Raw genomic sequence first — 19,960 nt, 5'->3', positions numbered from 1 at the left:
TAAGGAACTGTCACTGCCGTGGGTTACGCTTGCGCCCTGACCAGCGGCCGATCCTCGGCCGCTTTTGCATGATGAGAGACCCGTTTCCGGCGCGATGAAAAAAGGCTTTTACACCATCATGTCGGCGCAGTTTTTCAGCTCGCTGGCCGACAACGCGCTCTTCATTGCCGCCGTCGAATTGCTCAAACCGCTGGATGCCAGCGGCGCCCAGCGCGCTGCGCTGGTGCCGATGTTTGCGCTCTTCTATGTGGTGCTGGCACCCTTTGTGGGCGCCTTTGCCGATGCCCTGCCCAAAGGGCGGGTGATGTTCATCGCCAATGGCATCAAGGTGCTGGGCTGCTTGATGATGCTGCTGGGCGTGCACCCGCTCCTGGCCTTTGCCGTGGTGGGCCTGGGCGCGGCCGCCTACTCGCCGGCCAAGTACGGCATCCTCACCGAGCTGCTGCCACCCTCGCAACTGGTGAAGGCCAATGGCTGGATCGAGGGCCTGACCATCGCCTCCATCATCTTGGGCGTGGTGCTGGGCGGGCAACTGATCGGCCCGAATGTGGCCCCGCATCTGGTGGCGCTGCAATTGCCTGGCCTGCACTCGGCAGCCGAGGCTGCCATCTTTGCCATGATGGGTCTGTATGTCTTGGCAGCGCTGTTCAATCTGCGCATCCCGCGCACCAGTGCCGCGCTACGCCGCATGGATGGGCCCATCGACCTGATCCAGGACTTCATGGGCTGCAACCGCCGCCTGTGGCAGGACAAGCTGGGCCAGATCTCGCTGGCCACCACCACCCTGTTCTGGGGCGTGAGCGGCAATCTGCGCTACATCGTGTTGGCCTGGGCTGCCGCCGCGCTGGGCTACACCACCACCCAGGCCTCCAGCCTGGTGGGCGTGGTGGCCATCGGCACAGCGCTGGGCGCCCTGGTGGCTTCCTGGCTGATGAAGCTGGACCGCGCGGTCAAGGTGATCCCCATGGGCATTGCACTGGGCCTGACCGTGATCCTCTTGGTAGGCATTCGCGACGTCACCATCGCCGCCCCCTTCCTGACCCTGCTGGGCGCCTTGGGCGGCTTCCTGGTGGTGCCGATGAATGCCCTGCTGCAGCACCGTGGCCACAACCTGATGGGCGCCGGCCGCTCCATCGCGGTGCAGAACTTCAACGAACAGGCCTGCATCCTGGCCCTGGGTTTGCTGTACGTGGGCCTGACCACCGGTGGCTTGCACGCCTTCGGTGCCATCACCGCCCTGGGCCTCTTGGTGGCCGGCGCGATGGAGCTGATCCGCCGCTGGCATCTGCACAACCTGCGCGAGCACGGCGCCGAGGTCGAGCGCCTGCTGCAGATCGCACGCGACGACTGCAGCACCTGTCCCTAAGACCCCCCACGAGGCGCTGCGCGCCACCCCCCAGGGGGCGCTAGGAGTCAACGCCCCCGAACAAAGGCGGCGGCCAGCGCCAGGGTCTGATCGCCCTCACGCGCCGCTTGCAGCGCGCGGCGCAGGCGGGCCGGGGTCAGGCCGGTGAAGTCGCGCAGGTCGCGATGCGCATGGGCCTGGTCGGCATAGCCGGCCTGGTGGGCCGTGTCGGCCAGCGAGTGCGCGCTCTCGTCCAACAGGCGCAGGGTGGCCTGTAGGCGGCGGATGCGGGCGTATTCCTTGGGGCTCAGGCCCACCGCACGGGCAAAGCGCAGCTGCAGGCTGCGCAGGCTCAGGCCCAATTGCTGGGCCAGTCCGGCCACGGGGCCCACGCCGTCTTGCCCGTCCAGAAGCTCACACGCTTGCACGATGGCTGCGTCCAAGGGCTGCAGCTGCTCGCGCAGGCGGGTCCAATCTTGCTGCGCCAGGATGGCCTGCCAGCCGGACGCCGTGTCCGGCAGGTTCAACACCTGGTCGCGCGCGGCCTGCAGGCGCTCGGCCCCATAGTCCCCCAGCGCCGCGCTGGCAGCGGGCTGCAGGCGCAGACCGATGCAGTCCATCGGCTCGCGCGCCCACAGGCGCAGGGCCTGGCGCCCTTGGCCCGCAAACAGCAGCCGGCCCTGGGTCTGCCACTGGCCGTCGGCGCCTTGGATCTGCGGCGGCGCAGCGCGATGCCAGATCAGCTCGCAGCGGCCATCCGGGTAGAGCGCGCGCGGCGACTCGTCAGCAGGCGCCTGCAAGGTCCATAGGCAGGCCACCCAGGGCGACAGAGCGGATGGGGGCGACCATTCACGGTAGTTCATCGAGCGCGCTGGATTGCGTGTTTGTTCAAGACGGCAGACCGTGCCGCGGCCAGACTGCGCCCATCCTTCACTTGGAGTTCCCCATGAAATTCCTCTTGGCTTGCACCGCAGGTCTGATGCTGAGTCTGCATACTCCCACGGCCGCTGCCGCCGAATCCCTGAACTGGCCAGAGTGGCTGGCCGGCAGCTGGTGCGGCGGGCGGGGCGAGACCCGCATCGAGGAGGTCTGGCTGCGCGCGCAAGGTGGCCTGATGCTGGGCATGAGCCGCACGGCCGGTCCGCGCCGCACCGAGTTCGAGGGCCTGCGCATCGAGACGCAGAACGGCCAACTGGTCTACCAAGCCCAACCCCAGGGCAGGCCCGGCGTGCCCTTCACGCTCAGCGCCCAGGGCGCCGACTTCGTCGAGTTCACGAATCCCCAGCACGACTTCCCGCAACGCATCCGCTACCAGCGGCAGGGCGAGCAGCTGAAAGCCGAGATTTCCGGGCCGGGCCGCGATGGCAAACCCAAGACGATCCCCTTCGACTACCGCGCCTGCGCGCTGAACGCGGGCGGTTGATCGAGCACCCGCAAGAGCAGCCGCGCGGCGTCCAGCGTGAACTCGCCGCGCGCGATGCCGGCGCGCACCTCGTCCGGCGTCCACAGCCCAAAGCGCTGCACCTCGCCGTCGCGGTTGTGCGGCTGCAGGCCGGCCGGCAGGCGGACCTGGCCGGTCAGCAGGCGCTCCTGCAAATAGCCGGCACCCTGGCCATCGGGCACTGGCCGGCGGGTGAACAGTTCGGGGCCGGCCACCAGGTCGCCCAGGGCGGTCAGATCCAAACCCGCCTCCTCCCAGGTCTCACGCGCCAACGCCTGGCTGGGGCGCTCAGCCGCGCTGACCAGGCCGCCCACCAGGGTGTCCCAAAGGTTGGGGTCTTCGGCCTTGCTGGTGGCACGCTGTTGCAGCCACAGCCGACCGTCCGCGCTCCAGCCGATCAAGTGCACGGCCAGGGTCGGGATGCCCAGCACGCGGGCGCAGCCGCGCTCGATCTGGGTCGGGCCGCCCGGATGGGCCACGCGCACGGGCTCATCGCGCCAGCGGCCGCACAGGCCCAACTCGCGCAGGCGCAGGGCCAGGCGGTGCAAATGGGCGGTGGGGTCGGCGGCGGCCGGGTCCAAGCCCGGCTCGCCCAGGCGCTCCAGCAACCAGGCCGGGGAAGTACCAAAGGGGTCGGCGGCACCTTGCCAGTGCAGGGGCAGACGGGGTTCGGCGGGGGGCTGCTGGGCGGCGGCGTCGAGGTCAGGGAGCATGAAGCCATCATCGCCGCGCAACGACGCAGATTAAGCGGGACCACACCCAGCGCCCGGAGTGGTTTTCACCAGCAGCCATGACGAATGACATACCCCATGCTGGCCCTGCCATTCACTCCGGGAGGACTCCATGCAATTCAGCGCCAACCCCCAACAAGAAGCCGGCTCACGGCTTGGCGGACTGGGTTTTGTGATCGTGCTGCACGCCGTGATGATCTATGCGCTGGCCAGTGGCCTGGTGCAACGCATCACTCAGCCGCCGCCCAAGACGGATGTGCGTGTGGTGGTGGACACCCCGCCACCGCCAGTTGAACCTCCCCGTCCCGTGGTGCGCGCGGAAGTGCCCGATGCGCCGCGCACCCTTTGGACACCACCCATCGCGCAATGGGTCGAGGTTCAGCCCGCCAACCGAATCGAGGCAGACCCCCACTCGCACACCCCGCCTCGCGACACACCAGCACAGCGCAGCGCAGCAGATAGCACGCCCACCCAACACCTGGTGGCGGGGCTGCAGAGCGCCGGTCTGCTCTGCCCGGTGATGGCCCAGCCCGAGATGCCCGCCCTGAACGTGAGCGGCGTCGCGACTTTCAGAGCGGTGGGCACGGTGCAGGGTGGCCGCGTGGTCGACGTGCAACTGCAGGCCCTGCGGGCCTTAGGCGACCGCCGCGCGATGCGCACCCTGGCTGCCAGCGTGGAACGCGCGCTGCGCGAGGGCTACCAGTGCAGCCAGGACGGGCAGTTCGAACAGGAATTCCTGTTCCGGATTGACTGAGCGTCCTGGATCTTCAGGAACGGCGGCCGCGCCCGGTGGGCGGGGCCGCCACCACCAGCGGTTTGCCGCTCAGCACCGCCTCGATGTGCGTGCTCCAGGCGCGCGCGATCTTGAAGCAGCCACTGTGGTTCAGGTGGATCTCGTTGTGCCAGTCGCCGCTGATGCCGCTCGATCCCAGTGTGGCCGGCGCAATCGGCACCTGGGTGGAGTCAAACACCTGCAGATTCGGGTAGCCCTCTTTATCGGCCGCGCAGGCCTTGAGCAAGGTGGCCAGCTTGGAGAGCATCAGCCGGCTCATCGCCGCCCAATCCGCCTGCGGAATGGCATAGGCCTTGAGCGCCGGATAGAGCCAGGGGCCGGAGGAAGCATCGGCGTCCTCGCTGCCGGCCGGGCGCGGCACGGGCACCGCATAGCAGTGCATGAAAACCGGCTTGCCCTTGTTCGGGCCGTCGTCGCGCAGGCTCAGCACATGCTTGAGGTTGGCGCGCAGGTAGTCGCAATAGGTGGCCCAGCCCTCTTCCGAGAAGTAGCGGCCCACACCGGCGCTGGGTGCGCCCCATTCGGTCTGCTTGCGCAGCAGGCGCAGCCGCAGCGGGGTGATGCTGCCATCGGGCTGCAGGGCCGGCACCTGGGCGGCCGAGATCAGGTCATTGCCGCCCACGCTCAGCAGCACGCCGTCCCACACGGCCTCGCCATCCAGCAGGCGGATGAAATCGGGCGAGCCCTCCAGATCCACCATGCGGCGCAGCGCGTTGTGGTGGCCGGCACAGCTCACCGCCAGCGTGGGCTGGCTGAACACCAGCTCCTCCAGCAGATTGGCGTGGGCATTCACGCGCTTGGAGGCAAAGGAGAACCAGGAGTCCCCATGCGCCAGCAGTTTCCAGCGCAGGGTCGACAGATCACCACGACGCTTGAATTCATCAGGCGTCAGGCAGACCAGGTGTTCGAGACGAGACTCCATCCAACGGCTCCCAGATGATCCAAAACGGTCGCGCAAAGGTCCCACAAAGCCCCAGGGCTGGGGCGGCGCATTGTGAGCACAAAAACCTGACAAAACCGCCTGCCCTACGATGCACGCGCTTAAGGAGAAACCCATGCCCCCCAGCGTTTACGACTTCGAAGCCCAGACCATTCAAGGCAAATCCGTGCCCCTGTCTCAGTTCAAGGGCCGCGTGCTGTTGATCGTCAACACCGCCAGCGCCTGCGGCTTCACGCCCCAATTCGGCGGCCTGGAGCAACTGTGGAAGGACTACGAGGCCCAGGGCCTGACGGTGGTGGGCTTTCCCAGCAACGAGTTCGGCGGCCAGGACCCCGGCTCCAACGACGAAATCTCCAGCTTCTGCCAGCTGAACTACGGCGTCAGCTTCCCCATGATGGCCAAAGTGGAGGTCAACGGCGGCGGCGCCCACCCCCTGTGGCAGTGGCTGAAGAAAGAGAAGAAGGGCCTCTTGGGCACCGAGGGCATCAAGTGGAACTTCACCAAATTCCTGGTGGGCCGTGACGGTCAGGTGCTGAACCGCTACGCCCCCACCGACAAGCCCGAGGACCTGCGCAAGGACATTGAAAAGGCGCTGAAGGCTTGATTCACCTTACCGTCTGCAAGCCCGGCGACGCTGGGGTTTGGGCCCAGGCGCTGCAAGCCGCGCTGGGTGCGGGTTTTGCGGTGAGCGCCTGGGAAGACGGCGCCCCGCCCGCCGACTACGCTGTGGTGTGGAAGCCCAGCGCCGCGTTCTTCGCCCAACAGACCCAGCTCAAGGCCCTGTTCGCCGCCGGCGCCGGCGTGGACGGGCTGCTGGCCCTCAAGCCGCCGGCCCACATCCCGCTCATCCGTCTGGAAGACGCCGGCATGGGCGTGCAGATGGCCGAGTACGTGCTGCATGCGCTCTTGCGCTGGTTCCGCCGCTTCGACCGCTACGCCGAACAGGCCGCGCGAGCCGAATGGCAGCCGCTGGCGCCCGAGCGCAAGGCCGATTGGCCCGTGGGCCTGCTGGGCTACGGCGCACTCGGCCAGCCGGTGGCCCAGGCGCTGCGCGCTCTGGGCTTCCCGGTGCAGGCCTGGGTGCGCAGCGCCCGCCCGGCCGACATTCCGCTGTTCGCCGGCCCAGATCAGCTGCCCGCCTTCCTGCGCCGCAGCCGCGTGCTGGTGGCCATGGTGCCGCTCACGCCCGAGACCGCCCGATTGCTGAACGCCGAGCGCCTGGCCCTGTTGCCCCAAGGCGCCTACCTGATCAATGTGGCGCGCGGCGGCCTGGTGGACGAGGCCGCCCTGCTGGCCGCGCTGGACAGCGGCCACCTGGCCGGCGCCGCGCTGGATGTGTGCACCCCAGAGCCGGCACCGCCTGAGCACCCCTTCTGGAAACACCCCAAGGTCGCGCTGACCCCGCACATCTCCGCCGCCACGCTGCGCGAGGAGTCCATTCAGCAGATCAGCGCCAAGCTGCAAGCCCTGCTGCGGGGCGAGGCGGTCAGCGGCGTGGTCGGAGCGGGCGGCTACTGAGCCCCGCTCAATCGGCCGCTCAATCGCCAGCCGCCGCCTCGGGCTCGGCGTGGCGCTCGGGCTCCGAGGTGTGCAGGATCTCGCTCAGCACCGAGGTTGCGTACTGGCCGGCCGGCAAGGAAAAGCTCAGCACCAGCAGATCGGCCTGCGGCCATTCCCAGCTCAGGTCCGCCGGGTGCGCCACCAGGGCGCGGCGCTCCTGGTCCAGGCCGGCGTGCTCCATGCCATCGCACAGCACCGCGTGCTGCTGGGCCACGCCGCTCTCCAGCGCCTGCGCCTCATCGCTGCTGCTCACCCGGCCCCGGCCCCACAGCGGCCCGGTGGGCCGGCCTGCCGCGTCCATCACGTCGCCGGGCAGGGTCTTGCCCCACAGGCCTTGCCGGATGCGCAGCGCCAGCACCTCGTTGAAGACGAAGGAGCGCACCGCCGACAGGTAGATGCCCTTCTTCTTCGGGTTGCGTACGCGGATTTCGCGCGCCAGCATGGCGCGGCCCTGCTCGACATTGCCGCCATCAAAGCCGAAACGCTGCGCGCCAAAGTAATTGGGCACGCCCTGCGCCGCCACGGCCTGCAGATTGGCCTCGATGGCCGCGCGCTCGCCCTTCACCTCGCGCAGCACGATGCGAAAGTGGTTGCCCTGCAGATCGCCAGGCCGCAGCTTCTTCACATGGCGGCTCTGGCCCAGCACCTTGAACTCCGGGTGCGGAAGCAGCGTCAGATCGGGCGTCTCACCGGCCTTGCCGGTCGGCAGATAGATGCTGAACCACTGGCGGGTGATGGCGTAGCGGTCCTTGAGCCCGGCATAGCCCACATCCCATTCATTCACCCCGGCGGCCTGGGCCAACTGCTGAGCCACAAAGGCCGTGTTGGCGCCGTTCTTCTCAACGTCCACCCACAGGTGTTCGCCCGCACCGCTGGGCAGTTGGAGCGGCAGCTCGGTCACCACGAAGTCCTCGTTGAACAGCTTCAGGATGGCGCTGGCGCCGCTGGCGGGGTAGGCCTTGGGCCAGGAAGGCAAGGCGGTGGTTTGAGCGTCGGTCATTGGGGGACTGGGCGTGCCAGTTTGGATCGGGATGGGCGGCCTGACCGACAGCGGCGGTCCGGGTTGGGATTCTCCCTGCCCATGGGCCTCAAGCCGCAGCAGTCGATATGAGCTCGATGGGCCCAAGGCGCGCGGTACAACAGCCCGCGTCCGGACGGGAACCAAGGACCGTTCAAGGCTTGGTGCGGTTTGTTGACAAGTACAGGCTTACTTGAGCTCCACTTGCCCGCTCCAAACATCCAATCTTGCTTCCTACAGTGCTGCCACGCAGCGATAGTAGACAGGTGGTCGGTGAGTCAGATTCCCTAGTCCAACTTCAAAGTCATTAGGTGGACCATCGCAATTGGGATTGGTTTGCCTTTGTATGTCGCCGGATCGAACTTTGATTTCCTCAGCGCGGCCGCGCCAAGCCGTACAACCAACGGATGCGCTTGTCCAGGCACTACTGGTTTTGCGGCAACATCGGTGACGACGCCATCGGCTTCCACGATGAACTGATATTCGACAGTCCAATCCCCTCCCAGCCGCGCTGCGGCAGCATCGATCTCAGGGCGCACCACGGACTGGGGGCGCGGGGGGGCGTAGCCAACTGCCTCTGCAGTTGCTACCTCATGGATCGCATCGAACCGGGTCGGGAAATACCGCCGAATGATGCTGTTCGATGCTGCTAGCGATGTGCGCGAATCGTGCAGCGGAAAGGCAAGGGTCTTCTTCGCCCACGGGTTGATGAACTCGAATGTCATCGGGACCTTTAGGGGCGCCGCGGCTTTGTCGCACCTATAGCCATCTAGTGCGGCCTTCGCGGCATCAATCAATTCAGCTCGGCCCACGATTGCCTCGGCCTGCGTCACGCGCCCCTCGGCAAAGCTAACAAGCAGTTCAGCTACTCCGAAGATGCCATAGCCATCCTCTCCAGTAGGAATGGCGGGGAACGGCGTCGCCGTGCACTTCAGCGCTGGCGCTGTCGATCGAATGTCGGCCGCATGCAGACCGCTGCCGCATAGCCCCCCCAACAGGGCAACAGAAATCTTCCACGCAATATTTGACATATGTCCTCCCTCATAAATTGCTTGTCTGGACAACTACCTAGCGCAGCGCGATGAAGTCGCGCATCGGCTCGTTTGGCTTCGTCTCGCTCAAGGTAGTGACTCCAGTTTCACACGCTGACCTGACTGGCTGCTCCCGCTGCAAATCAGCCCCGCCTGACCGACCCACCCCTCACCCCACCCACATCCCCCCATACCCCCGCGCCACCCCGCCCTGCTGCGCCAGCCATTCGTTGGCGGTCTGGCGGGTGACGCCGGCCAGGGCAGCCAGTTCGGCCTGGGTGGCGGGCAGCCAGGTGCGCGGGCCGTCCACGACGCCGCGTTGGCGCAGCAACTGGCCCAGGGCCAGGCCCAGGCGTTCGGCGGCGGACTGGTGGCGGGCGGCTTCCAGTTGGCGCAGATTTCCCGCAAAGCGGGCGCCGAAATGCGCGAGCAGCGCGCGGGCAAAGCCGGGCCAGCCGTCCATCAGGGCCTGATAGGCCGCATTGGAAAACGCCAGCAACTGGGTGGCGCCACGGGCGCGGGCCTCGTAGGCGCTGGGTTGGCCGGTCACAAAGGCGGCCAGGCCAAAGATGCGCGTGGGCGCCACATGCTCCAGCACCGAGACCGCGCCGTCGGCGGCGGTCAGGCTGCACACGATCTCACCGCTGAGCACCGCGTAGAAGGCCTGGGGCTGCTGGCCGGCCGCGAACAGCAGGGCGCCAGCGCGCAGTCGGCGCAGGGCCAACTGGCTCTCCAGCGCGGGCTGCAGGGCTTGGGGTGGCGGCTGCAGCGCGACGCTGCCCATCAGCTCGGCCTGCGCCACGCGCCAGAGTTGCTCGGTCAATGTCGGCATGCCGACATTCTGCGGCGCGCGGCGCGGCCACACTGCGGCCATGCCTGCCAACACCCTGAGCCACGCCGACTGGTCGGCCAAGTACCTGCAATTCGCCGCCGTGGAGTGCCCGGACGAGCCGGTGTATGGCGCGATCTGCCGGGCCATTGCAGCCGATTCCGAGCTGCTGGCCCTGCACGATGAGATCCCGCCCGAGCAGGCCCGCCCCAATCTGCTGCTCGCCGCTCTGCACGATGCCCTGCTGGCCGACCCAACGCTGCCGCTGGCGCGCTACTACCCGAACCTGGGTGGCGCGCAAGCGCCCGATGCCGAGCTGCCCCTGCACCTGCGCGCCCTGGCCCTGGGGCCGCTGCGAGCGCGCATTCGCCAGCAGCTGCGCAGCCGCGCCACGCAAACCAACGAGGCCGGGCGCTGCGGCCCGCTGCGGCTGGCGCTGGATGCGCTGGGGGCGCATCACACCGAACTCGCGCTGTTTGAGTTCGGCGCCAGTGCCGGCCTGAACCTGGGCGTGGACGAGGACGCGGTGGACTACGGTAGCTTCCGCCGCGAACCCCTGAGCGCCGGCCACCGGCTGAACCTGCACTGCGACTGGCGCGGCGGCACACCGCCGGCCCCCAGCCCCTGGCGACTGAGGGCGCGCGCCGGCATGGACCTGGCCCCCATTGACGCGCACGACCCCGATGCGCTGCGCTGGCTGCAAGCCTGCCTGTGGCCGCACAAGCGCGCACGCCACGAGCGCCTGCGCCAGGCCTTGGATTGGGCCCAGACCCGCGGCCCGCGCATCCAGCAGCACCCCGACGGCCTGCTGGCCCTGGACGACTGGCGTGCGGAACTGCCCCCCGGTGTGCAGCCGGTGCTGCTGACCTGTTGGGTGCTGGCCTATCTGCAGCCCGAAGACCGGGCGCGCTTTCACCAACGGGCCTTGGAGCGGGTGCGCGCACAGGGCCTGTGGTGGATCTGTGCCGAGTCGCCCGGCGCTCAGCCCCTGGCGGCGCCCACAGCGCCGGAGTCGGCCGCCACGCTATGGAGCCTGCACGGACCGGACGGCAGCCAGGCCTTGTTGTGGAGCCATGCACATGGCGAATGGGCCTGTGCAGCCTGAGAAAGCCTGCAGACGGGCGGCATCGGGATAATCCCGCACTTCCCTCCCGCCCCAAACCACGCCCACCACGCCATGTTTGCCCACATCCCCCCCTACGCCGGCGACCCCATCCTCAGCCTGAACGAAGCCTTCCAGAAGGACCCGCGCGAGGGCAAGGTCAATCTGTCGATCGGCATTTACTTCGACGAAGACGGCAAGATCCCCGCGCTGGCCTCGGTGCGCGCGGCCGAGAAGCTGGTGGTGGAGAAGGCGGCGGCCCGCCCCTATCTGCCGATGGAAGGCGCGGCGAATTTCCGCAGCGCGGTGCAAAACCTGCTGTTCGGCGCCGACCACCCGGCCGTTCGCGCCGGCCGCATCGCCACCATCCAGGGCGTGGGCAGCTCGGGCGGCCTGAAGGTGGCGGCCGACTTCCTGCACGCGCACTTCCCGACCAGCAAGGTGTTCTTAAGCAACCCGACCTGGGACAACCACCGCGCGGTGTTCGAGGGTTCGGGCATCGAGACCACCACCTACCCTTATTACAAGGACGGCGCGCTGGACTTTGACGGCATGCTCGAGGTGCTGGACAAGGCCCCGGCCCGCTCGGTGGTGCTGCTGCACGCCTGCTGCCACAACCCCACCGGCGTGGACCTGAACCGCGGCCAGTGGCAACGCCTGGCTCAGCTGCTGAACGAGCGCGAGCTGCTGCCCTTCCTGGACCTGGCCTACCAGGGCTATGGCGACGGGCTTGATGAAGACCTGTTTGCAGTCAAGACCCTGCTCGACGCCGGCGGCCCCTTCCTGCTGGCCAACAGCTTCAGCAAGAACATGAGCCTGTATGGCGAGCGCGGCGGCGCACTCAGCGTGGTCTGCCCCGATGCGGCCCAGGCCGACAAAGTGCTGGGCCAGCTGAAGTTCATGATCCGTCGCAATTACAGCAACCCGCCCACGCACGGCGGCCAGGTAGTGGCCACGGTGCTGAACACGCCCGAGCTGTATGCGCAATGGAAGGACGAAGTGGCCGCCATGCGCACGCGCATCCTGGCCATGCGCTCGGCCCTGCACGAGGTGCTCAGCACCAAGGTGCCCGGCCGCAATTTCGACTACTTCCTGAGCCAGCGCGGCATGTTCAGCTACACGGGCCTGAGCCCCGAACAAGTGGATGCACTGAAGAACGAGCACGCCGTCTACCTGGTGCGCTCGGGCCGCATGTGCGTGGCCGGCCTGAACCGCCGCAATGTCGAAGTGGTGGCGGGCGCGATGGCGGCGGTGCTGCGCTGAACCCCAGCCCTCCCGCTCCCCGAAGGCCCGCTACCAGCAGCGGGCCTTTTTCTTGCCCGCCGAACTCAATTCAGCCCAACCACTCCAACTCTAGGGCGATGCGACGCACGCCAGACTCGAACTGCTGAAAGCTGACCGAACGGTTATGCGTCGCCGCCCGAAGTGCCTGGCCCATTCGTCGTGCGCCACTACCCTTTTGAAACGAAGGCACCATGCGCGCCAGCTCGACTGATGGCTTCTGCCAGCCATCGGGTTGATCAAACTTCTTGCGCTGCGCTGGCGAGTCCAGCTTGGGCGCATCAAAGGCCATCGCAACTGCCTGCAAGTCCCCCAGGTACCACGCTTCCAACTCTTGACAAACCAAACGCACCAAGGTGTCCGGTCGACCGCTACTCTCGCAAGTCTGCAAGAGGCGCCGCTTCAGCGCCTGGCAGTCGGCGTTGTCGTTGTCACGCACCACCACAAAGCGGTCGCCGGGATACTGCCAAGCTTTCAACTTGCGCGGCACGCTGCTGTCCAGATCGCTCTTGCCCTGATGCGCCACGCAAAGAAAGTGCTGACCGACCTGCCAGCCCGGAAACCAGCGCGGCAGCAAGCCTTCGAGCAACACTTTCATGGAGGGCTCCTCCAGCAGAAAAATCAGCCGTCCCCTCATGCATTGAGACCCTCAAGCAGGCCTTGCTTCCACAGCCAACCCGGCAGATCACCAGCTTCGACCAAAGCGCACAAATTGGGCGAGTCTCCCGCCCGCGTGATTTGAGTGAATCCAGCCACCTTACGCAGGCAATAGATCTCATCCAGGCCCAGGGCATTCAGGAAGTCCGGGGAGTGCGACGACACAAAGACCTGACCACCGCGCCTTGCATAGGCCCTGAACTCTTCCGCCAATTCCGGCAACAAATCCATATAGAGCTGGTTCTCCGGCTCCTCCACTGCCAGCAACGGGAAGGGTTTGGGGTCGTTCAGCAGCACCAAGTAGGCAAACATCTTGATCGTCCCGTCCGACACATGGCGGGCGATGAAGGGATCCTTGAAGCTGCCGTCCTGAAAGCGCAGCACCAATCGCCCATCTTCGGTTTGCCTGGGTTCCACCACGGAAACCCCGGGCACCCGGCGGCGCATCGCGTCCAGGATGCGATCGAAAGCTGGGCGGTGGTGTTCGAACAAATAGTTCGCCACCAGCGGCAGGTTGTCGCCGCGCGTCGACAAGTGTTCGGCAAAACCATCTTCCTGGCTCGGTCTAGCGTCGGAGACATGGAAGTCCGACACATGCCAGTTCTCGATCATGGTGCGGAAGGCACTGGCTGCCTTGAAACGTTCAAACTGACCCAGACCCTTGATCGCAAGAATGTCTGGCGCATCCAACTCCTGCTCCTCGCGGTTCAGCGCCTCTTCCTGCTTGGAGAAATCTTCCTCATTGGTGATCGAGTAGCCCTTGCCCAGTGCAAAGTCCAGAAAGTGGAATGGCTGCCCGTAGGAGCCGCGCTTGTAGCGGAGGATTTCGCGTGCTATGACGGCCCGCCCCGTGGCATCCGGTTCGATACGCAGGATGTAAGTCACGAGACGTTCATAGCCGGTAATCTCAAGCCGGAATTGCAGCGTGATTTCGATCGGCTCATGCGCAAAACCCCTACTGGCGAGCTCGCGGTAGCCGCCGCGCTTGGAAACCGCCTTGCCCACGTTCATGCTCAGCGCATCCTTCAGGAAGGAAAACACATCGAAAAGGGTGGACTTGCCTGTTCCGTTGGCGCCCACCAACACGCACAGACGAGGGATCTGGCGCAGCTTGGTGTCCCGGAAGAGGCGGTAGTTCTTTATTTCGATCGATTCAATCTGCATGGGAACGGGCTCCAATCACGCGGTGCGCGGCGGCACAGCGTCATTCTGGCGATTGCGGACGCGCACCATAGCGGATCGGGCTCGCCCTTCGCGACACACCGGCACCTGCTTAGTGTTAACCCTTGAATCTCATCATTCCGTGTGTTGCGTAGTAAGTTCGCTGCCGCCGGTGCGACAGCTGCAGACGCCGCCTTGCCGCACCGGCTTCGGCGTGTCCCTCTTCCAACCCTTAGGAGTGCGTGAGATGCAAGCAAATCTGAAGTCTGGTCTGGCCCTGGCCGCTGCGGCCGCCGCCCTGTTCGCCACCTCGATGCCCGCCGCCGCCGCCGACAAGGCCGACGCCAGCGTCAAGTGTTCGGGCGTAAACGGCTGCAAAGGCACGAGCGAGTGCAAGACCGCAAAGAGCGGCTGCAAGGGCCAGAACGGCTGCAAGGGCCAGGGCTGGGTGAAGAAGGAATCGGCCGAGGCGTGCACCAAGGCCGGCGGAAAAGTAGAGAAGTAAAAAACGTGCGTGCTCGGCTACTGCGCGCACCGATGCAGGGCCTGCGGTCCTCGCCGTACGGGAGTACGGCTGTGGTCCTCGACCCAGCCTCGGCGCGCTCGCTACGCCGCTCCCGCACGTTTTCCCCCGATGGCGACTCAGGCCGCCTTTTTCTTCTCTTGACTGCATCGTCATGGCGCCCGTGATTCAGGGCTTTGGCCTCGGCGCTCGCGTTGAGCATTACGCGGACTTGGTCCGAGCGGCAGATGAGGGCTGGGCGAACCGGCCGGATTGGCTGGAGTTCATCAGCGAGAACTTCATGGTCGGCGGCGGGCCGCCCTTGCGGCACTTGGAACAGTTGCGCGCGCGCTATCCGGCCGTGCTGCACGGGGTGTCACTGAATCTGGGCTCCACCACGCCGCTGCGCGAGGACTATCTGCGCGATCTCTGCGCCTTGGTCGAGCGCGTGCAGCCGGCCTGGGTCAGCGACCATCTGTGCTGGACCGGCAGCGCCCACGCGCAGCTGCACGATCTGCTGCCGCTGCCTTACTCGCGTGCCGCGCTGGACCACTTAGGGCCGCGCATCCAGCAGGTGCAGGACCGTTTGCGCCAGCCCCTGGTGATCGAAAACGTCAGCAGCTATGTGCAGTTCGCCGCCGACGAGATGATGGAGTCCGAGTTCATCGCCACCCTGGTGCGCGAGACCGGCTGCCGCTTGCTGCTGGATGTGAACAACGTCTATGTGAGCCACCGCAACCACGGCTTTGATGCCCAGGCCTTCATCCAAGCCATCCCGCCCGAGGCCGTGGTGCAGATCCATCTGGCCGGGCATGAGGATCAGGGCGATCTGGTGATCGACACCCATGACCACCCGATCCGCGCGGAAGTGTTCGCGCTCTACACCCACACCCTGCAGCACTTGGACCGCGCCGTGCCGACCATGATCGAACGCGACGACCACATCCCGGCGCTGGCCGAATTGCTGCAGGAACTGGACGCCGTGCGGGCCTGCGCCCGCAGCGTGTTCGCATGAGTGCCGACATGACGCTCGAACACATCCAGGCCCAGTTCCAGACCGCGGTGCGCGAAGGCGGTGTGCCCCCGGCCGGACTGCTGCGCGGCCGCCTGGCGGAGCGCGGCCTGCGTGCCTACCAGCATGCCTACCCGACCCGTCTGAGCGAAGCCCTGGCTGACAACTACGGCGCCCTGGCCCAGGCCCTGGGTGATGCGGCCTTTGATGAACTGGCTCGGGCCTATCTGCAAACCCATCCACCCACCGAACCCTCGATCCGCTGGTTTGGCCATGCCATGCCGGTCTTCATGGACCGCTGGGCCGATCTCCCCCATCCCGCCCTGGCCGATCTGGCGCGCCTGGACTGGGCGCTGCGCGGCGCTTTCGATGCGGCCGAGCACCCGACCCTGGACCCCGAAACCTTGGCTGCGCTGGCGCCAGAAGCCTGGGCCACGCAGATCCTGAAGCCCCAGCCCCATGTGCAGCTCCTCGGGCTGCAATGGGCCGTGGGCCCAACCTGGCATGCGCTGACCGCGGCCCGCGAATCCGGCCAGGAGGCCGAGCTGCCCGAGCCCGAAGCGCTGGCGCATCAGTTGCTGGTGTGGCGACACGAACACAAGACGCAATGGCGCAGCCTGGAGGCCGACGAGGCCCAGGCCCTCTGCGTCGCGCTGCAAGAGCCCCTCAGCCTGGCCGACTGGCTGGCCCTGCAAGGCGAGACACGCTTGCCCCAGGCCGTGGCTTGGCTGCAGCGCTGGGCCCTGGACGGCTTGCTGCGCGAGCACTGAACGGGCCCGTCGCGACGGCGAAGCCTGCCGGCCGCCCACCCGGGCGGAGGCCAGCCCGTCGCGAGGTCAATGCGATTGCCGCTCCGGGCACCCTCGATCGAGACCCTGCTCGGGCTCCCCCAAGGTCTCGGCCGCCAGATAGCGCTGGCGGAAGTCCTCGAAACCCAGCGTGTCAGCGGCCTCGATGCGTTCTTGCTCGGCAATCGAATCGGCCGCCTCACGCAGCAGGCGCGCCTGCACGGCGGCATCCAGCGGCAGCGCCAGGATGCGATTGCGGATGGACTCGCCCTGCGCGCGCGTGAAGCGGGTGTAGCCGCCCTGCGCGTGCAAGCCAGCTAGCACGCGGGCCGAGGGCAGGCGGTCGGGCTGGGCCAGGCGCTCGCGGGCCTGGGCCAGCGCCTCGCGGTGGCCCGACTCGCCCAAGGCCGCATCGAGCTGACGCGCCAGCGGCTCGCAGGCTTCCAGGATTTCCGCGGCCCAATCCATCAGGGCCACCTCGGACCCTGCACGCTCCAGCTTCAAACCGGGCTCGCGCCCGCGCGAGGCGGTGCGCTGCTGATTGCGCGCCAGCGCGGCAATTTCCTCCGGGCTGTCGGGCGGGCTGTCGCTGGTCAGGCAATGCAGCAGGAAGACGTCCAGGAACTTCATCGTGCTGGCCGCGATGCCCACATCCTCGAAGGGGTCGAGGTCCATGCAGCGCACCTCGATGTACTCGACGCCGCGCTCGCGCAGGGCATGCAAGGGGCGCTCGCCGGGGCGGATCACGCGCTTGGGCCGGATGGTGCCGTAGAACTCGTTCTCGATCTGCAGCAGGCTGGTGGCGAGCTGGTTGTACTCGCCGCCCAGATTGCGCACGCCAATGCGCTCGTAAGGCCCATAGGGCTTCGTGAGCGCGCCCTGCAGAGAACCGGCATAGCTTTCCAGGCAGTTGTAGCTGACCGCAAGGCTGGACTGGGCGTCGCTCTGATAGCCCAGCCGGCCCATGCGCAGCGAGGTGGCATAGGGCAGCTGCAGGGTGTGCGGATGCTCGGCCGACAGGCTTTGCAAGCCATGCTCGCGCCCCTCGACAAAGCTGCTGCACACCGCTGGCGAGGCGCCGAACAGGGTCAGCAGCAGAAAGCTGTGGCGGCGGAAGTTGCGGATCAGCGCGAAGTAGTCGTCGCTTGAGAGACCCGGCAGCGACCAGTTGTAGTGGATGCCCGAGATGGTCTGCATGCGCCGGCCATAGCGATGCCCGAGCCCCATGCGGTAGACCGACTTGGCGCGCCCGATGTTGGAGGTGCCATAGCGACCGATGGGGATGGTCTCGTCGGTGGGCAGGCCACAGGGCATGGAGCCCACCCACAGGCGCTCCTCGCCGATGGCGCGGTAAACGAACTGGTGCAGCTCGGTAAGTTCGCGAACCACCCCTTCGGCCCGCGCATGCACGCCGGTCACCAGTTCCAACTGGCTCTCGCTGAAGTCGGTGGTGATGTGCGGATGCGTGAGCGCCGAGCCCAGAGCCAGCGGATGGGGCGTCAGCGCCAGGCCATTGCCAGCCAGCACACGCAGGCTCTCCTTCTCCACACCACGGCGGATGCCTTGCAGACGTTCAGGGCTCAGGTTCATCGGGCGGCTCGTTGGCGACAGGGAAAGGGGCGCGGTTCTACCACCGGCAAATTTCAGCGCACTGCACGCCGATCAATGCCCTTGGCGCCCGCTCACCCATTCTTGACGCAGAAGAGCATAGACCGCCATATCGACGTAGGCACCGCGCACAAACACTGCGCCGCGCGCCACGCCCTCCTGGCGGAATCCCAGCTTTTCGGCCACCCGCATCGAGGCCGTATTCGCCACATTGGCGCGAATCTCCAGGCGGTTCAGCGGCAGCGCATTGAACACATAGTCCACCAACAGGCGCACCGCCCGCGTCGTCAGCCCCCGCCCGCGCTGCTCGGCGGCGAACAGGCTGTAGCCGATCTCGCGTGCGTCGTAGTAGGGCGTGGACTTGAAGTGCCGCACCATGCCCAGCACCTGGTCCTGGGCATCGACGATCAACAGGCGCTCACTGGCCTCGGTGCACCAGCCGTTGTCGGCAAAGTCCTTGCGCAGCTGCTGGGGCGAGGCCAACTGGCTGGGCAGATAGGGCCCCCGGCGCTCCAGATCATTCATCTGCTCGATGACGGCATCGAGTTCGTCGGGGCGGGTGTGGCGCAGGCGCAGGTCGGGGGTGGTCAGCATGGGGCATTATCGCTGGGGATGGGGGCGCTCCCGGGCCGCGAAGCGGCCTGATCGATCGGCACGAACCAGGAAGGTTCTGCAAGGCCCCGTGCAGCCCTTCCCTAGATTCCCGACACCACCGCGTCCAAGGCCGAGATCAGCGCGCTGGCCTGCGAGGCGACGTTTTCCACCGGTCGTCGCAAGGCCTTCGCTGGCAAAGGTGCCGCGTAGTGCGCCAGCGCATGCAGCCGCTGGCCTTTCACCATGATGACTGGACATAGCGCGGTCGGCACCTTGGTCGCGACATCGAGCTCGGCCAGCGGCATCGTCAGCCGCGTGGCCAAGGCCTCCAGCAGATCGCTCTGGACCACCACCACGTAGGGGATGCCTTCCGCCGCACTGCCGCTGGGGTTGGTGAAGACGTCGTACTGGGCCATCGGCCTCTCACCAAGGGCGCAAGTCAGCGCCAGGAATGCCGTGTGTCTCGAAACGAGCGTTCTGTTCGGCAATCCAATCACCGTACTCGGCTTCGAACGCCTTCTTGCGCGCGGCGAGTCTTGCCCTGTCTTGGTTGGCCTTCAGGGCCTGGTACTGCTCGGCCGAGAGGATCACGGTGTCGAGTTGGCCCGCCTTTTCCACGAACACGGGCTCGCGCTTGGCCTGGGCGCAGAGGCTGCCAAAGCGGTTCTTGGCTTCTGTGGCGGTGACGCGCATGCTGTCTCCCAATGGGTTTGGCCATTTTAGCCATTGAACAGCGAATGGACCCATGCTGCGCCGACCGAGCGCCGCGCGGACGCATGGCGGGCAGCTCCGCTCATGTCCGCCGCCGCCGGCCTGAACGGCCGCGTCTCCCCCTTGACTTCACTGCGCTGCCCACCATGCGCCCGCGCTCCGGATTGACCGACCTACTTCAACGACTGGCAAGGTCCTCACCCGTTCACGGCGAGGAGCAGTTGGTTCAGGTTGAGAGCAACTGCGCGAGTCAGGTGCGACCGCCGACAGCTATCGACCCGAAGCGGCCTCGAACAGCGAAAGCGGCTCAGGACGGAAGAGGCCAAACAACATCTGACCTAAGGAACGTAAACCATGTGAATGGACAGGCGCGGTCCGAACTCCGACTCAGTGATTCGACCGCCAAGCACAAGATCACTTGGACCTTCTTCGGCCGTCCACAGATCCAAGAGGATGTTCCAGTGGGTGCCAGACCACTGCGATATGGACGTCTGCCACGCCTCCTCAGGCAGCTCAATCAGAGTCGCGCCATAGTCCTCGACTGAACCGCGAATGTGTTGGGCAGTCTCGGGTGAGACCGGCTCGACACCAACAATCCCGCCTTCAAGGTCGTAGTCGCGACGCGCGAAGCGCATAACGACCTCACGCAACATGGCCCGCCATTCGCAGGCAATGGGATGGACTTCTTTCTCATCCTTGATAGCCGGCGGATCTAAGGGAGTTGCATCAGTCATGAAAGAAGCCAGAAGCATTTCCACCTGACCAGCTTAATGCGCCGAAAGCAGCCGTTAAGCGTCCGCAAATAGCCGGGTGCGGGCATCCACTGCGACCCGACCGAGCGGCCCCTTGCGCCCCG

Annotated in this window: 23 protein-coding genes; 10 read left to right on the top strand and 13 right to left on the bottom strand. The window is 66.6% G+C overall.

The features are described from left to right. Positions 1-94: 94 nt before the first annotated feature. Complete coding sequence (gene lplT, locus FF090_RS01955; RefSeq protein WP_138855127.1) at positions 95-1,366, top strand: lysophospholipid transporter LplT; 1,272 nt, start codon at positions 95-97, stop codon at positions 1,364-1,366. Between the two features lie 47 nt (positions 1,367-1,413). On the opposite strand, the gene FF090_RS01950 is transcribed toward lplT, so the two are convergent. Then, entirely contained in the window at positions 1,414-2,208 is a 795-nt protein-coding gene (locus FF090_RS01950; protein WP_138855126.1) for a helix-turn-helix domain-containing protein, read from the bottom strand. 83 nt (positions 2,209-2,291) lie between these two features. Here FF090_RS01950 and FF090_RS01945 point away from each other — a divergent pair, with 83 nt between their 5' ends. Next, positions 2,292-2,768 (top strand): DUF6265 family protein, encoded by a 477-nt coding sequence (locus FF090_RS01945; protein WP_138855125.1) that lies wholly within the window; start codon positions 2,292-2,294, stop codon positions 2,766-2,768. Here the strand turns inward: FF090_RS01945 and FF090_RS01940 are convergent. After that, positions 2,735-3,499 (bottom strand): NUDIX hydrolase, encoded by a 765-nt coding sequence (locus FF090_RS01940; RefSeq protein WP_138855124.1) that lies wholly within the window; start codon positions 3,497-3,499, stop codon positions 2,735-2,737. The two genes, FF090_RS01945 and FF090_RS01940, sit on opposite strands and share 34 nt — an antisense overlap. Before the next feature lie 130 nt (positions 3,500-3,629). Here FF090_RS01940 and FF090_RS01935 point away from each other — a divergent pair, with 130 nt between their 5' ends. Beyond that, the gene (locus FF090_RS01935; RefSeq protein WP_138855123.1) at positions 3,630-4,271 is read left to right on the top strand and encodes a hypothetical protein; all 642 of its coding nucleotides are present in this window, start codon (positions 3,630-3,632) and stop codon (positions 4,269-4,271) included. A gap of 13 nt (positions 4,272-4,284) precedes the next feature. Here FF090_RS01935 and FF090_RS01930 read toward each other — a convergent pair whose 3' ends face one another. After that, positions 4,285-5,232 (bottom strand): hypothetical protein, encoded by a 948-nt coding sequence (locus FF090_RS01930; RefSeq protein ID WP_138855122.1) that lies wholly within the window; start codon positions 5,230-5,232, stop codon positions 4,285-4,287. Positions 5,233-5,365: 133 nt separating this feature from the next. On the opposite strand from FF090_RS01930, the gene FF090_RS01925 reads away from it, so the two are divergent. Both FF090_RS01925 and FF090_RS01920 read left to right on the top strand, forming a co-directional pair. Beyond that, positions 5,366-5,854 carry a glutathione peroxidase gene (locus FF090_RS01925; RefSeq protein WP_138855121.1) on the top strand — a complete coding sequence of 163 codons (489 nt, stop codon included), beginning with the start codon at positions 5,366-5,368 and terminating at the stop codon, positions 5,852-5,854. Further along, positions 5,851-6,768 carry a 2-hydroxyacid dehydrogenase gene (locus tag FF090_RS01920; RefSeq protein ID WP_138855120.1) on the top strand — a complete coding sequence of 306 codons (918 nt, stop codon included), beginning with the start codon at positions 5,851-5,853 and terminating at the stop codon, positions 6,766-6,768. The genes FF090_RS01925 and FF090_RS01920 overlap by 4 nt, the downstream gene beginning before the upstream one ends. A gap of 19 nt (positions 6,769-6,787) precedes the next feature. Here the strand turns inward: FF090_RS01920 and truD are convergent, their stop codons facing one another. The 3 genes from truD to FF090_RS01905 all read right to left on the bottom strand — a co-directional run bounded on the left by truD (position 6,788) and on the right by FF090_RS01905 (position 9,691). Continuing rightward, positions 6,788-7,810 (bottom strand): tRNA pseudouridine(13) synthase TruD, encoded by a 1,023-nt coding sequence (truD, locus tag FF090_RS01915; protein WP_138855119.1) that lies wholly within the window; start codon positions 7,808-7,810, stop codon positions 6,788-6,790. A 305-nt stretch (positions 7,811-8,115) separates the two neighbouring features. Beyond that, positions 8,116-8,859: an energy transducer TonB gene (locus FF090_RS01910; RefSeq protein WP_138855118.1), complete on the bottom strand. Its 744-nt coding sequence runs from the start codon at positions 8,857-8,859 to the stop codon at positions 8,116-8,118. 169 nt (positions 8,860-9,028) lie between these two features. Further along, complete coding sequence (locus tag FF090_RS01905; protein ID WP_175423470.1) at positions 9,029-9,691, bottom strand: Crp/Fnr family transcriptional regulator; 663 nt, start codon at positions 9,689-9,691, stop codon at positions 9,029-9,031. Positions 9,692-9,731: 40 nt separating this feature from the next. Between FF090_RS01905 and FF090_RS01900 the strand changes: the two genes are divergently transcribed. Further along, positions 9,732-10,793 carry a DUF2332 domain-containing protein gene (locus FF090_RS01900; protein WP_175423469.1) on the top strand — a complete coding sequence of 354 codons (1,062 nt, stop codon included), beginning with the start codon at positions 9,732-9,734 and terminating at the stop codon, positions 10,791-10,793. 72 nt (positions 10,794-10,865) lie between these two features. After that, positions 10,866-12,053 (top strand): amino acid aminotransferase, encoded by a 1,188-nt coding sequence (locus FF090_RS01895; RefSeq protein WP_138855115.1) that lies wholly within the window; start codon positions 10,866-10,868, stop codon positions 12,051-12,053. A gap of 70 nt (positions 12,054-12,123) precedes the next feature. Here FF090_RS01895 and FF090_RS01890 read toward each other — a convergent pair whose 3' ends face one another. Together FF090_RS01890 and FF090_RS01885 are read right to left on the bottom strand one after the other, a co-directional pair. Beyond that, on the bottom strand, positions 12,124-12,669 hold the full coding sequence (locus FF090_RS01890; protein WP_246071490.1) for a DUF4276 family protein: 546 nt from the start codon (positions 12,667-12,669) through the stop codon (positions 12,124-12,126). Between the two features lie 35 nt (positions 12,670-12,704). After that, positions 12,705-13,892: an AAA family ATPase gene (locus FF090_RS01885; protein WP_138855113.1), complete on the bottom strand. Its 1,188-nt coding sequence runs from the start codon at positions 13,890-13,892 to the stop codon at positions 12,705-12,707. Between the two features lie 244 nt (positions 13,893-14,136). Here FF090_RS01885 and bufA2 point away from each other — a divergent pair, with 244 nt between their 5' ends. The 3 genes from bufA2 to FF090_RS01870 all read left to right on the top strand — a co-directional run bounded on the left by bufA2 (position 14,137) and on the right by FF090_RS01870 (position 16,173). Further along, positions 14,137-14,394, top strand: a complete 258-nt coding sequence (gene bufA2 / locus FF090_RS01880; RefSeq protein WP_138855112.1) for a BufA2 family periplasmic bufferin-type metallophore — start codon at positions 14,137-14,139, stop codon at positions 14,392-14,394. 172 nt (positions 14,395-14,566) lie between these two features. Continuing rightward, positions 14,567-15,406 (top strand): MNIO family bufferin maturase, encoded by an 840-nt coding sequence (bufB, locus tag FF090_RS01875; protein WP_138855111.1) that lies wholly within the window; start codon positions 14,567-14,569, stop codon positions 15,404-15,406. Next, positions 15,403-16,173, top strand: coding sequence for an HvfC/BufC N-terminal domain-containing protein (locus FF090_RS01870; protein WP_138855110.1), 771 nt, complete (start codon positions 15,403-15,405; stop codon positions 16,171-16,173). The genes bufB and FF090_RS01870 overlap by 4 nt, the downstream gene beginning before the upstream one ends. Before the next feature lie 66 nt (positions 16,174-16,239). Here the strand turns inward: FF090_RS01870 and gshA are convergent, their stop codons facing one another. The 5 genes from gshA to FF090_RS01845 all read right to left on the bottom strand — a co-directional run bounded on the left by gshA (position 16,240) and on the right by FF090_RS01845 (position 19,856). Continuing rightward, positions 16,240-17,781 (bottom strand): glutamate--cysteine ligase, encoded by a 1,542-nt coding sequence (gene gshA, locus FF090_RS01865; protein ID WP_138855109.1) that lies wholly within the window; start codon positions 17,779-17,781, stop codon positions 16,240-16,242. Positions 17,782-17,853: 72 nt separating this feature from the next. Then, positions 17,854-18,393: a GNAT family N-acetyltransferase gene (locus FF090_RS01860; protein WP_138855108.1), complete on the bottom strand. Its 540-nt coding sequence runs from the start codon at positions 18,391-18,393 to the stop codon at positions 17,854-17,856. Positions 18,394-18,494: 101 nt separating this feature from the next. Further along, the gene (locus FF090_RS01855; RefSeq protein ID WP_138855107.1) at positions 18,495-18,809 is read right to left on the bottom strand and encodes a CcdB family protein; all 315 of its coding nucleotides are present in this window, start codon (positions 18,807-18,809) and stop codon (positions 18,495-18,497) included. Between the two features lie 7 nt (positions 18,810-18,816). Continuing rightward, positions 18,817-19,086: a type II toxin-antitoxin system Phd/YefM family antitoxin gene (locus FF090_RS01850; protein WP_138855106.1), complete on the bottom strand. Its 270-nt coding sequence runs from the start codon at positions 19,084-19,086 to the stop codon at positions 18,817-18,819. A 356-nt stretch (positions 19,087-19,442) separates the two neighbouring features. Beyond that, positions 19,443-19,856, bottom strand: a complete 414-nt coding sequence (locus tag FF090_RS01845; RefSeq protein WP_445666891.1) for a DUF7668 domain-containing protein — start codon at positions 19,854-19,856, stop codon at positions 19,443-19,445. Between the last annotated feature and the right edge of the window lie 104 nt (positions 19,857-19,960).

Origin of the sequence: Inhella inkyongensis, assembly GCF_005952805.1 — a bacterium.
Taxonomy (GTDB): domain Bacteria; phylum Pseudomonadota; class Gammaproteobacteria; order Burkholderiales; family Burkholderiaceae_C; genus Inhella; species Inhella inkyongensis.
Note: the sequence above shows the minus strand (reverse complement) of the source record. Positions and strands in the feature narration are given on the sequence as shown.